Annotated in this window: 8 protein-coding genes; 6 read left to right on the top strand and 2 right to left on the bottom strand. The window is 52.9% G+C overall.

Annotated features, from left to right (window positions below):
• A complete protein-coding gene (locus HMPREF2954_RS00450; protein ID WP_107825398.1) occupies positions 1 to 1,131 on the top strand; it encodes a polyamine ABC transporter substrate-binding protein in 1,131 nt (376 codons plus the stop codon).
• Positions 1,132 to 1,383: 252 nt separating this feature from the next.
• On the opposite strand, the gene glgB is transcribed toward HMPREF2954_RS00450, so the two are convergent.
• Positions 1,384 to 5,694, bottom strand: coding sequence for a 1,4-alpha-glucan branching protein GlgB (gene glgB, locus HMPREF2954_RS00445; protein WP_070688955.1), 4,311 nt, complete (start codon positions 5,692 to 5,694; stop codon positions 1,384 to 1,386).
• Between the two features lie 277 nt (positions 5,695 to 5,971).
• Positions 5,972 to 6,451: an FKBP-type peptidyl-prolyl cis-trans isomerase gene (locus HMPREF2954_RS00440; protein ID WP_039405294.1), complete on the bottom strand. Its 480-nt coding sequence runs from the start codon at positions 6,449 to 6,451 to the stop codon at positions 5,972 to 5,974.
• Between the two features lie 571 nt (positions 6,452 to 7,022).
• On the opposite strand from HMPREF2954_RS00440, the gene HMPREF2954_RS00435 reads away from it, so the two are divergent.
• From HMPREF2954_RS00435 to paeA, 5 genes are all read left to right on the top strand, one after another.
• Positions 7,023 to 7,301 (top strand): hypothetical protein, encoded by a 279-nt coding sequence (locus HMPREF2954_RS00435; protein ID WP_045073051.1) that lies wholly within the window; start codon positions 7,023 to 7,025, stop codon positions 7,299 to 7,301.
• A 134-nt stretch (positions 7,302 to 7,435) separates the two neighbouring features.
• Positions 7,436 to 8,803: an FAD-binding oxidoreductase gene (locus HMPREF2954_RS00430; RefSeq protein WP_045073053.1), complete on the top strand. Its 1,368-nt coding sequence runs from the start codon at positions 7,436 to 7,438 to the stop codon at positions 8,801 to 8,803.
• A gap of 139 nt (positions 8,804 to 8,942) precedes the next feature.
• The gene (locus HMPREF2954_RS00425; RefSeq protein ID WP_003762913.1) at positions 8,943 to 9,929 is read left to right on the top strand and encodes a malate dehydrogenase; all 987 of its coding nucleotides are present in this window, start codon (positions 8,943 to 8,945) and stop codon (positions 9,927 to 9,929) included.
• 67 nt (positions 9,930 to 9,996) lie between these two features.
• Positions 9,997 to 11,169, top strand: a complete 1,173-nt coding sequence (locus HMPREF2954_RS00420) for an NYN domain-containing protein (protein WP_045073056.1) — start codon at positions 9,997 to 9,999, stop codon at positions 11,167 to 11,169.
• A gap of 115 nt (positions 11,170 to 11,284) precedes the next feature.
• Positions 11,285 to 12,586 carry a polyamine export protein PaeA gene (gene paeA / locus HMPREF2954_RS00415; protein ID WP_045073058.1) on the top strand — a complete coding sequence of 434 codons (1,302 nt, stop codon included), beginning with the start codon at positions 11,285 to 11,287 and terminating at the stop codon, positions 12,584 to 12,586.
• Positions 12,587 to 12,897: the final 311 nt, after the last annotated feature.

Raw genomic sequence — 12,897 nt, 5'->3', positions numbered from 1 at the left:
ATGACCAAACATCTGCCACTCATCGCCCTGACCGCCGTCATGCTCGCCGCCTGCGGAGGTTCGGATAAAAATACCTCCGACAAAGCGGGTCAGGCGGGAAACCAAAATGTATTGAGGATTTACAACTGGTCGGAATACGTCGATCCCGAAACCGTTGCCGATTTTGAAAAGAAAAACGGTATCAAGGTAACTTACGACGTGTACGACAGCGATGAGACGCTGGAAAGTAAAGTATTGACCGGAAAATCGGGCTACGACATCGTCGGTCCGTCCAATACCTTTGTCGGCAGGCAGATTAAGGCGGGGGCTTATCAAAAAATCGACAAGTCCCTGATTCCCAACTATAAAAACCTCAATCCCGAACTGATGAAACTGATGGAAGGCGTCGATCCGAGCCACGAATACGCCGTTCCGTTTTATTGGGGAACCAACACCTTCGCCATCAATACCGAGCGTGTGAAAAAAGCCTTGGGCACGGACAAACTGCCGGACAACCAATGGGATTTGGTGTTCAACCCCGAATACACATCCAAGCTCAAACAATGCGGCATCAGCTACTTGGACAGTGCGGCGGAAATTTATCCTATGGTGTTGAACTACATGGGTAAAAACCCCAACAGCAACGATACCGAAGACATCAAGGCGGCAACCGAGCTGCTCAAGAAAAACCGTCCCAATATCAAACGCTTTACCTCGTCCGGCTTCATCGACGACTTGGCGCGCGGCGATACCTGCGTCACCATCGGCTTCGGCGGCGACTTGAACATCGCCAGACGGCGCGCCGAAGAAGCGGGCGGCAAAGAAAAAATCCGCGTCATGATGCCCAAAGAAGGCGTGGGGATTTGGGTGGACTCCTTCGTTATCCCGAAAGATGCGAAAAACGTCGCCAACGCCCACAAATACATCAACGACTTCCTCGACCCCGAAGTCGCCGCGAAAAACGGTAATTTCGTCACCTACGCCCCTTCCAGTAAACCCGCACGCGAATTGATGGAAGCCGAGTTCAGGGATGACCGCACCATTTTCCCGAGCGAAGAAGATTTGAAAAACAGCTTCATCATGGTTCCTATACAGCCCACTATTTTGAAATTCATGGTCCGCCAATGGCAGGGCGTGAAAGCCGGCAAATAATTCGATACGGATAAGCAATAGGTCGTCTGAAAACTTGAATTACAGGTTTTCAGACGACCTTTTGTTATATCCGTTTGTCTTTACACAATGTCTCTTACCAGTCAAAACTAATGTCATCAGGCATATCAAACTTTATCCGCTATCCCGAAAAATTTCAGACGACCCCTTCATCTCAAAAGGTCGTCTGAAACAGACAAAGCAGTTAGTTTGAACCTGTCTTTCTGTGTTCAAAAAAACAAGTTCAGTTCAAGCTTACGCTTCGCCTTCTGCCTGCTCGGCTGCCTCCGTTGCGCTTGGCTGGGCGGCTTTGTAGAGGTAAACCGTTGCCAGCGGCGGTACTTTGACGGCGAGCGAGTTGGGTCTGCCGTGCGACCAGATTTCTTCAGTTTGCAGGGTTTGTCCGGCGGATACGCCGCTGCCGTTGTAACCGGGGTCGTCTGAATTGAGGATTTCACGGTATTCGCCGGCTTCGTTCACGCCGAAGCGGTAGCTGTCGTGGACGACGGGCGTGAAGTTGCTGATGACGATGACGCGGGTGCCTTCGCGGTCGCGGCGTTCGAAGACGAAGACGGAATTGTTGCCGTCGTCGGCGACCAGCCATTCGAAGCCTTCCGGCCATTGGTCGAGCTGGTAAAGCGGCGCGGTGTCTTTATAGACGCGGTTCAAATCGCGCACGAAGTTTTGTACGCCTTTGTGCCAGCCGCCTTCTTGGTCGAGCAGGAACCAATCCAGCCCTTCGTTGTAATTCCACTCTCTGCCTTGCGCGAACTCGTTACCCATAAACAGGAGTTTTTTGCCGGGGAAGCCGTACATGAAGCCGTAGTAGGCGCGCAGGTTGGCGAATTGCTGCCAGCAGTCGCCGGGCATCCGTCCGAGTAGCGAGCGTTTGCCGTGTACGACTTCGTCGTGCGAGAGCGGCAGGACGAAGTTTTCGCTGTATTGGTACATCATGCCGAAGGTCATTTTGTTGTGGTGGTATTTGCGGTTGATGGGGTCTTCCATCATGTAGCGCAAGGTGTCGTTCATCCAGCCCATGTTCCATTTGTAACTGAAGTTCAAGCCTTCTTGGCGGGTTACGTTGGCGAACGAGGTCGATTCTTCGGCGATTTCGGTGGCAGAGGGGACAACCTCTTTCAGCATGGTGTTGGTATCGCGCAGGAAGGCGATGGCTTCAAGGTTTTCATGGCCGCCGTATTGGTTGGGTATCCATTCGCCGTCTTTGCGCGAGTAGTTGCGGTAAATCATGGAGGCGACGGCGTCCACGCGGATGCCGTCGAAACCGAAACGCTCTATCCAATACAAGGCATTGCCTTGCAGGAAGTTTTTGACTTCGTTCCTGCCGAAGTTGTAAATCAGGGTGTTCCAGTCTTGGTGGTAGCCTTCGCGCGGATCGGCGTGTTCGTACAGCGCGGTGCCGTCGAACTTGGCAAGCCCGTGGTCGTCGGTCGGGAAGTGTCCGACCACCCAGTCGAGGATGACGCCGATGCCTTCGTCGTGGGCGGCTTTAATCAGGGCGCGCAACTCGTCGGGCGAACCGAAACGGCTGGTCGGCGCATACAATCCGGTCGCCTGATAGCCCCACGAGCCGTCAAACGGGTATTCGGAAACGGGCAGGAATTCGATATGGGTGAAGCCCATGTCTTTGACGTATGCGACCAATTCTTTGGCGAGCTGTTCGTAAGTCAGCCAGAAGTTGTTTTCGGGATTGCGTTTCCACGAACCCAAATGCACTTCATAAATACTGATGGGTGCGTCAATGGCGTTGGCGCGGGCGCGGAAGTCGGGTGTATCCACTTTTTCCGGCAAACCGCGCACGACAGACGCCGTATTCGGACGCAACTCTGCGCCGAAGGCATACGGGTCGGTTTTTTGCCGAACATTGCCGTTGGCATCGCGGATTTCAAATTTGTAGAGGGCGTTGAGTTTGACGGCGGGGATGAAGATGTCCCAAATGCCGTTGTCGCGGTGGAAACGCATGACGTGGCGGCGGCCGTCCCAGTGGTTGAATTCGCCGATGACGGATACGCGCTGCGCGTTCGGCGCCCATACTGCAAAGCTCACACCTTTCACGCCGTCCACTTCGGCAAAATGCGCGCCCAAAGTTTCATAAGGACGCAGGTGTTTGCCTTCCGCCAGCAACCAAGAATCCATATCTTTTAAGGCAGAGCCGAAGCGGTAAGGGTCTTCTTCACGCACAGGCTCGGCATCTTCGGCATAACGGACGTTCAACGCATAATCGGGCGCGCCTTCGGGCAACACGGCGACAAAGAATCCGCGTTCATCGACTTTTTCAGACGACGTAATCAGTTCGCCGGTTTCACGGTCGACAATATCCACGCCCCAAGCGTTCGGAATCAGAGTTCGCACGACCTCATCGCCTTCGGCAAGGCGGTGTCGTCCCAAATAGGCGAACAAATCGCTGTGGGTGGCAAGAAACAGGCTTTCAACCGTGTCGCGTTCGACTTGGTCAAGCTCGTGATAAGGCTTCATCCGGCTGTTTTTCTTCATGCGTACCTCTCCAATCATGGCAAGTTGGCCGCCCATCAGGCGGTTGTGGGGAAAATCTTCAAGCGCGACGGGCATTTTGCGCGCCCAGTTGGGATAACCCTCGGAAACGCCCGGCACATTCAGGTTGTCGCTCATGCCCAGCAGGTTTTCCAGCTGCACCGCATACAGTTTGCTGCGGCTCATGGCGGCATACCGGTGCAAGGCGGTTAACAGTGTTTCGTCGATTTCAGACGACATCTCGGCGTCGGCAGGCAGGCAGCCTGCGTGTTTCAACTTATCGAACAAATCCGCCTTATCGTGTTCGCGCGCTTCCAAGGTCGTCTGAAAAGTTTCCGCATCGGGAATCGTACCCAAGCGGAACATCAAATCCAAATCCTTGCCCGTCCAATAGCCCGCCAAGGGCGCGACATCGTGCGTACTGACCACCGTAATCGCCTGTTCGGGATATTCTTCGGGCAATTCAAAGCCGTGCCAGCCTTTGCTGAAATACACGACCTTATAAGAAAACACCTGATAACGGTTCAGCAAATAACGCGCTTGGTCTGGTACTGTCCCCAAATCCTCGCCAATGACCACGCATCGATTCCGCCGGCTTTCCAAAGCCAGGATGGCAAACATCACATCTGCGTCGTAATGCACATATGCGCCAAAGTCCGCCGTCTTGCCCGCAACCCACCACAGACGGCACAAAGCCATCACATGATCGATGCGCAAGATGCCGTAAAGCCGCATATTTTCACGCAACAGTCGGACGAACTTCTCATAACCCGTGTGCTTCAACATCATCGGATTGAGCGGCGGCAAATCCCAGTTTTGCCCCGTCGGGCTGAACGGATCGGGCGGCGCGCCGACCGCCATATCCATACAATAATCGGCGCGGTTGAGCCAAGTATCCGCGCTGCCGCGTGCCACGCCGACCGCCAAATCGCCGTAAATTCCGAGCTTCACGCCGCGCGCCGCAGCCGCCTCGTTCACTTCGCGCAACTGCTCCGCGCAAAGCCATTGCAGCCACATATAAAAACGGATTTCGCGGCGGTGGCCTTGTGCAAATCTTTGAACCGCCTCGCCATGCGGATCATGAAATTCCGACGGCCAAGACAGCCAACCCACTTCACCGGAGCGGTTATAATACTGATCCAACGCCTCAAACAAACCGAAGCCTTCCAAAGCCCAGCCGCGTTCTTCGACAAAGGCGTCAAATGCCGCCCGCTCTTGTTGGGCGGCTTCGCATCCGTCGTTTTCAAACGCGTCAAACGCCCTCTGCAAAGCATCGCGCTTGAACGCCCAAACCGCCGTATAAGCGACGGTTTCCGTAATCCGCAACGCCGCAATACGCTGGCAGATATTCGGCTGCTTGAGCCAGTTTTTCAGCTTTTCGTTATAGGAGAACGCGCCGACCTTCTCCACATCCAGATAAATCGGATTGAGCCATTCGCGCGAAGACGGGCTGTACGGGCTGGCAAAAGCAGGCTTGGCACTGAAAAGCGCGTGCAACGGATTGATGCCGACGAAATCCAGTTGCTTATCCGCTGCAAACGCCATCAAATCGAGCAAATCGGTGAAATCCCCGATGCCCCAGTTCCGTTGCGAACGCAGGCTGTACAGATGCGTTGTCAGCCCGTTCATGCGCAAACCGTGTTCCAGCGTTTTCGGCTGATAAACCGACTGCGGCGCAACCACCAGCCGCACCTTGCGGACGCCGCCTTCCGCTTCCGCAGACAAAGTGTAATAGCCGCAAGCCAAAGCCGGCAGCGCTACCCAAAGCGCGCTGTCTTCGCCATGGTTCAACGGCAAAACCTGCCGTCCGCCCGCTTCGTCTTCCAAGCAAACTTCAGCTGCGCTATGAAACTCAGCAGGCAGTTGTAAAGATTCCCGACCATTTTCATGCGCGACCAAAGTATCCGCATAAAGGTCGTCTGAAAAACCGTCCTGCTGCAAAGCCTCAACAATCCCTTCCAAAACCTCGGGCTTGGTCGCATGATAAATTCCACCGATGTCGTGGAAACCCAAATCAATACCCAAGCCTGCAGCCTGCTCTTCCAAATGTTCGCTCATGACACAATTCGCCTGTTTACAATAAACCGAATCTTAATATAAATAAGATTGAATGTTTCCCATAATTCAGAGAAAACAACCGTTCAGACCAGAATTTCCCTGCTTAGTTTGACTTATCCCAAAATTTTTGGGCGATAGGGGGGCAGCTCAATTTTGATGGTTGTCGGAATGTTTCATCTATATTTGGGTATGGGTTTGCAGGATATAAAAAGGTCGTCTGAAAACAGAAACCCAATCCTGTTTTCAGACGACCTTTTATTGTTTCAAATTAGATTAATTAGTGATGATGACCGTGCGGACCGTGAACGTGGCCGTGTACGATTTCTTCTTCAGTCGCATCGCGCACGCTGTCAACTGTCGCTTTGAACAAGATTTTCATGCCGGCAAGCGGATGGTTGCCGTCTACTACGGCTTTGCCGTCTGCTACATCGGTTACGCGATAAACCAAGACATCGCCGGTTTCAGGATCATCGGCTTCGAACATCATGCCGACTTCCACTTCAACTGGGAATACGCTGACATCTTCGATACGCACTAGGCCGGGATCTTGTTCGCCGAACGCATCATCGGGAGACAGCGCGACTTCAACGGTATCACCGACGTTTTTCTCGTGCAAAGCTTCTTCCACCAAAGGGAAAATGCCGTCATATCCGCCGTGCAGATAGGCGATGGGTTCTTCGGTTTTGTCCAGCAGTTGGTTATCCGCATCGTACATTTCATAGTGAAGCGAAACCACGGAATTTTTTTTAATAGCCATTCTTTATCCTTTATCATGACCGTTTATCAAAACAGGCTTTATTGACAACCCTCTGCCAACAAATCCAAAACATTTTAACACACCGCCGTCATGTACGGAGATTTATCCTAATATTCACAAATTAACAACCGTTAATTCAGATAAATAATATTTAACCTACGACAGACGGAAGTGTAAATTTTGATAATTTTTATAATTGTGTAACTTTTTTACAACTTGTATTTCTATGCATAATGGTTTTATGCAGGTTATTCAAACAAATCAGAAATAGAGGCAGATTGTGCATTATTTAATTATAAATACATGAAATCAATAAATTTTACTATACAGTTTATTTCAAATGTACCCTATGTAACAATCTATGTGGATTAGTTTCTTCCACAACTTTCGTCCATTCCGGATTGATTAGAAGTTACTAAAAGATTACTAATTCGTCTGTATCGTTGCGCCGAGCCATCCTGTGGGGCATAATGCAGGAAATTCAGCAATGAATTTTTACTCTAAGGGAACGGCTTTATGCCGTTTTCAATCGTTCCGTTTTTATTTAAATCGATTTAAAGAAGGTCTCAAAATGAAAAAATCTCTGATCGCTGCTGCTTTGTTCTCTTTGGCTCTGGCTGCTTGTGGCGACAAAGCTGCTGACACTGCTGCTTCTGCCGCTTCTGAAGCTGCATCTGCTGCTACCGAAGCTGCCTCTGCTGCTACTGAAGCTGCCTCTGCTGCTACTGAAGCTGCTGCTTCTGCTACCGAAGCCGCTGCTACCGAAGCCGCTTCTGCTGCTACTGAAGCCGCTTCTGCCGCTACCGAAGCTGCCTCTGCTGCTACTGAAGCCGCTTCTGCTGCAAAATAATATTTTTACAGTTAAAAAAGCAGGATACGGATTGTATCCTGCTTTTTTGTTTTTCAGACGACCTTTACCGTTTTTCGCTTCCCTTATACGCTATATAATCTTCCGTACACACACAAACCATCCTGCTGCCCGTTATGCCCAATCTGTACGACCGTTTTCTTGAATTCCTTTCCCCCGCCGAAATCCTCGAAGCCACTCCGGCCTTGTTAAACGATCAGCGCCGCCGCTTTGTTTCCGAACCGGACATCATCTTGCAACCGCATTCCATAGAAAATGTACAAGAAATCATGCGGTTTTGTTTTGAACACTGTATCCCCGTTACCCCACAGGGCGGCAATACCGGTTTGTGCGGCGCAGCGGTAGCTTCCGGCGGCGTACTGCTCAACCTTTCCAAAATCAACCGTATCCGCGAAATCAACCTTGCCGACAACAGCATCACCGTCGAAGCAGGCGTAATCCTGCAAAACGTCCAAAAAGCGGCATCCGAAGCGGGCAGACTGTTTCCCCTCAGCCTTGCCAGCGAAGGCTCGTGCGAAATCGGCGGCAACATCGCCTGCAACGCCGGCGGATTAAACGTTTTACGCTATGGCAGTATGCGCGACTTGGTATTGGGCTTGGAAGTCGTCCTGCCCAATGGCGAACTTGTTTCCCATCTCCAACCGCTGCACAAAAATACTACCGGTTACGACCTGCGCCACCTCTTTATCGGCAGCGAAGGCACACTCGGCATTATCACCGCCGCTACGCTCAAACTCTTCGCCCGTCCGCAAACCATAGCGACCGCATGGGTAGGTTTGGACGACATCGAATCTGCCGTACAGCTTTTAACAGCCGTACAAGGGCATTTTGCCGAACGTCTCACCAGTTTCGAGCTGATCAGCCGCTACGCTTTGGCATTGTCTTCCAAGTTCAGTTATCTCAAACAGCCGACCGATGCAAACTGGCACGTCCTGCTCGAACTGACCGACTCCGTTCCCGATGCCGCGCTCGACGAAAAACTTGCCGAGTTTCTCTATCAAAACGGCCAAGAAAACAGCATCATCACGCAATCCGAACAAGAGCGCCTCGATCTGTGGACGCTGCGTGAAAACATTTCCGCCTCCCAGCGCAAGCTCGGCACCAGCATCAAACACGACATCGCTGTCCCGATTGCCCAAGTCGCCGCCTTTGTCCGTCAATGCGCCCCCGCCTTGAAAACCCGTTTTCCGGGTATACAAATTGTCTGCTTCGGACATTTGGGCGACGGCAGCCTGCATTACAACACCTTCCTGTCCGACGTCTTGAGCAACGAAGCCTACCGCTACGAAGATGCCGTCAACAGCATCGTCTATGAACACATCCTCGCCTGCCACGGTACCATCGCGGCGGAACACGGCATCGGCACCATCAAAAAACACTGGCTCCCCAGCGTCCGCACCCCGTCCGAAATCGCCCTGATGCGCGCCATCAAAGCCCAGCTTGATCCGCACAACATAATGAATCCGGGCAAACTCCTGCCGTAAGCAATATTTCAGTATTTGCCAAAATCGAAAAGGTCGTCTGAAAATCTATTCCCAGTTTCAGACGACCTTTTCATTCTCTAATACTCAATGCTGTTATAATCCTCAAACCAAGTAAAACAACGACTTCAAAAGGAAAAACATGACACTCAAGCCTCCCGTCCGCATCGCCGTTACCGGCGCAGCAGGGCAAATTGCCTATGCGACCCTGTTCCGTATCGCCGGCGGCATTATGCTCGGACGCGACCAACCCGTTATCCTGCAATTGCTCGACCTGCCACAGGCGCAACAGGCATTGCGCGGCGTGATTATGGAAATGCAGGATTGCGCTTTCCCGCTCCTTGCCGACATTTTCGCCACAGACGACCCCGAAGTCGCCTTCAAAGATGCCGACATCGCCCTCTTGATCGGTGCGCGACCGCGTACGCAAGGCATGGAACGCGCCGACCTGCTGCACGCCAACGCCGAAATTTTCAAAGTACAAGGCGCGGCGTTGAACAAAGTTGCCCATCGCGACGTCAAAGTCCTCGTCGTCGGCAACCCCGCCAACACCAACGCCTACATCGCCATGAAATCCGCGCCCGACATCCCGCCGGAAAACTTCACCGCCCTGATGCGTCTCGACCACCACCGCGCCGTCAGCCAAGTCGCCGAGAAAATCAACCGCCCGATTCCTTCCATCGAGCAAATGTGCGTCTGGGGCAACCACAGCCCGACCATGTACGCCGACTACCGCTACGCCACCAGCAACGGCGAGTCCGTCAAAGACATGATTACCGAACCCGATTGGAACACCGAAGTCTTCATGCCGAAAATCGCCGGACGCGGTGCCGCCATCATCGCCGCGCGCGGTTCGTCGTCCGCCGCCTCCGCCGCGAATGCCGCCATCTACCACCTGCGCGACTGGCTGCTCGGCAGCAGCGGCAAATGGATAACGATGGGCGTCCCTTCCGACGGCTCTTACGGCATCCCCGAAGGTTTGATTTTCGGTTTCCCCGTTATTTGCGACGCAGGCAGCTACCGCATCGTCCAAGGCTTGGACTTGTCGGATGAGTTCAGCCGCCAACGCATCGCCGCGACACTGGCGGAGCTGGAAGAAGAACGCGCCGCCATACAAGATATGCTTTAAAAGATCGAGGTCGTCTGAAAACCGGTTTTCAGACGACCTCGACTGACATGAATACCACGGAGTCCCCATGACCACATTGGCCAACAAAAAACTCGCCGTCCTCATCGACGCCGACAACGCCCCCGCCGACATCATCGACCGCCTGCTCGAAGAAGTTGCCAAATACGGCATCGCCAGCGTCAAACGCATCTACGGCGACTGGAGCCACGGCCTTTCCAAATGGAAAGCCGCCCTCCTGCCCCATGCCATCATCCCCGTCCAACAATTCGCCTACACCAAAGGCAAAAACGCCACCGATATGGCGTTGGTTATCGACGCGATGGATTTGCTATACAGCGGCAACTTCGACGGCTTCTGCATCGTATCCAGCGATTCCGACTTCACCCGCCTGGCAAGCCGCCTGCGCGAAAGCGGGCTGACCGTGTACGGTTTCGGCGAAAAGAAAACGCCCGAAGCCTTCCGCAAAGCCTGCGACAAATTCATCTACACCGAAATCTTCCGTCCCGAAAAACAACGCCAAGAAAAAGAGAAAAACAGCGGCAAAAACACCCCAGCCGCCGCCCCTGACGCGCTATCCCTGCTCAAACGCGCCGTGCGCGAAAACGCCGACGACCTCGGCTGGGCAAACCTCGGCCCCATCGGCAGCTACATCAGCAAAATCAATCCCGATTTCGACTCAAGGCTGTACGGCTACGGCAAACTCTCCGACCTCATCAAATCCTTCGACATCTTCGAACACCGCACCGACAACAACCAACTCCAAGTCCGCCGCCGCAAATCCGCCGACAAGCCGGCAGAGAGGTCGTCTGAAAACCCGGTGGCAACCCATCATGCAGAAGAAACCGTTTCAGACGACCCCAACGCCGCGCAAAAACGCAAAACGCGCAGCAAAAAAACCAACCCAACCAAAAACGAAAATACCGCACCAAGCCCTGCGGCAGACACCGCGCAACCGACACCCGTCAAACCCGAACCCGCCGCCAAAAGCAGCAAACTGCCCGTTACCCGCGTTATCCCTGCCGTACAGCAGGCAGTCGATACCCACGCCGACGAACAAGGCTGGGCGCGTTTGAGCGACGTATCGAAGCAACTCGCCGCACAAGGCACCGACCCGCAGCAATACGGCTTTGAAACCATAAACCACCTCATCCACGCCATCTACACCGACTGGCTGGAAATCAAAAAAGCCGGTCGCGGCGAACGCCTGCGCGTCAACAAACGCTTTACCGCCAAAGGTTAAGCCATAGGTTTGGAGGCAAAAGACAATCTGCCGCCTAATCTAAAAGGGTCGTCTGAATTTTTCAGACGACCTTTAATGCTAAAATGTCTTCTGTTTGCCACACACACTGTTTTTCATGAATATTCTCGAAGCCTTATTACTATTGGTCCTGCTGATCGTCATCAGCGCATTCGTTTCCTGCTCCGAACTCGCGCTCGCCTCGGCGCGCAAAATCAAATTGCAAGTCATGGCAAAAGACGGCGGCGACACGCGCGCGCTGGATGTGCTCAATATGCAGCAGCAGCCGGGCAGTTTCATCACCGTCGTCCAAATCGGTTTGAACGCCGTCGCCATTCTCGCCGGTATCGTCGGCGAAGCGGCGGTGCGCCCTTATTTCGGCGGTTTGTTGGCAAACGCGGGCAGTTGGGGCAGTACGGCCGCGTCGCTGCTGACGTTCGCGCTGGTCACGGGCAGCTTCATCCTGATTGCCGACCTGATGCCCAAGCGCATAGCGATGACCCATCCCGAAGCGGTGGCGGTGCGCATCGTGCGGCCGATGATGTTTTTGATTTTTATCCTAAAGCCTTTCGTTTGGACATTTGACGGGCTGGCGAACGCGATATTCAAACTTTTCAAAATTTCCACCGTCCGCCAAGAGCAGCTGACTTCGGAAGACATTTACGCCGTCGTCGATGCGGGCGCGCAGGCGGGCGTGTTGAAAGAGCAGGAACACTACCTGATTGAAAATATTTTCGACATGCAGGCGCGCACGGTGACTTCCACCATGAGTACGCGCGAATACATCGCCTATTTCGATAAAAACGACGACAGCGATACCGTGTTGGAAATCATGTCGGAAAAACCGCACAACAAATTCTTAGTGTGTGACGGCGATTTGGAACGCGTCATCGGCTACATCGAATCGCACACGCTATTGACCTTGTTTTTAAAAGAAAAAGACGTCCGCCTGACCGACAAGCGCGTGTTGCGCAAAGCCTTGTTCATCCCCGACACACTGTCGCTTTACGATGTCTTGGAAACCTTCAAAACTTCCGGCGAAGACTTTGCCGTGGTGGTGAACGAATACGCGCTGGTGGTCGGCGTGGTAACGCTGAAAGACGTGATGAGCATCGTCATGGGCGAGCTGGTCAATACCGAAGAAGAGCCGCAAATCATCCGCCGTACCGAAGATACTTGGCTGGTGGACGGCGCGACCCCGCTCGCCGACGTCATGCGTGCGCTGGACATCGAGGAATTTCCCAACTCGGAAAACTACGAAACTATCGCCGGCTTTATGATGTATTCCCTGCGCAAAATCCCGAAACGCACCGATTTTTTGGTTTACGCGGGCTATAAATTTGAAATCATCGACACCGAAAATCTGAAAATCGACCAGCTTTTGGTGTCCAAACAAAGCGATACGGTAGAAAAAATATAGTGGATTAACTTTAAACCAGTACGGCGTTGCCTCGCTTTAGCTCAAAGAGAACGATTCTCTAAGGTGCTGAAGCACCAAGTGAATCGGTTCCGTACTATCTGTACTGTCTGCGGCTTCGTCGCCTTGTCCTGATTTTTGTTAATCCACTATATGTAACCACAGCCAAAAGGCAAAAGGTCGTCTGAAACCTGAACCGCCCCCAAAGTTGGACAACCCATCCAACCACAAGGGGCGGTTCGTCGTTCAGACGATCTTGGATTCGGATTTCAAGTGCAATACCAGGGCACCGGTGGTTGGAACAGATTTAAGAA

It is taken from the genome of Neisseria sp. HMSC067H09, assembly GCF_001814135.1.
Taxonomy (GTDB): domain Bacteria; phylum Pseudomonadota; class Gammaproteobacteria; order Burkholderiales; family Neisseriaceae; genus Neisseria.
This window is presented reverse-complemented; position numbering and strand designations above follow the sequence as displayed.

Coding starts and splice junctions, on each gene's coding strand:
- HMPREF2954_RS00440 (WP_039405294.1), bottom strand. CDS start 6,451: ATGGCTATTAAAAAAAATTCCGTGGTTTCGCTTCACTATGAAATGTAC.
- HMPREF2954_RS00450 (WP_107825398.1), top strand. CDS start 1: ATGACCAAACATCTGCCACTCATCGCCCTGACCGCCGTCATGCTCGCC.
- HMPREF2954_RS00420 (WP_045073056.1), top strand. CDS start 9,997: ATGACCACATTGGCCAACAAAAAACTCGCCGTCCTCATCGACGCCGAC.
- glgB (WP_070688955.1), bottom strand. CDS start 5,694: ATGAGCGAACATTTGGAAGAGCAGGCTGCAGGCTTGGGTATTGATTTG.
- HMPREF2954_RS00435 (WP_045073051.1), top strand. CDS start 7,023: ATGAAAAAATCTCTGATCGCTGCTGCTTTGTTCTCTTTGGCTCTGGCT.
- HMPREF2954_RS00425 (WP_003762913.1), top strand. CDS start 8,943: ATGACACTCAAGCCTCCCGTCCGCATCGCCGTTACCGGCGCAGCAGGG.
- paeA (WP_045073058.1), top strand. CDS start 11,285: ATGAATATTCTCGAAGCCTTATTACTATTGGTCCTGCTGATCGTCATC.
- HMPREF2954_RS00430 (WP_045073053.1), top strand. CDS start 7,436: ATGCCCAATCTGTACGACCGTTTTCTTGAATTCCTTTCCCCCGCCGAA.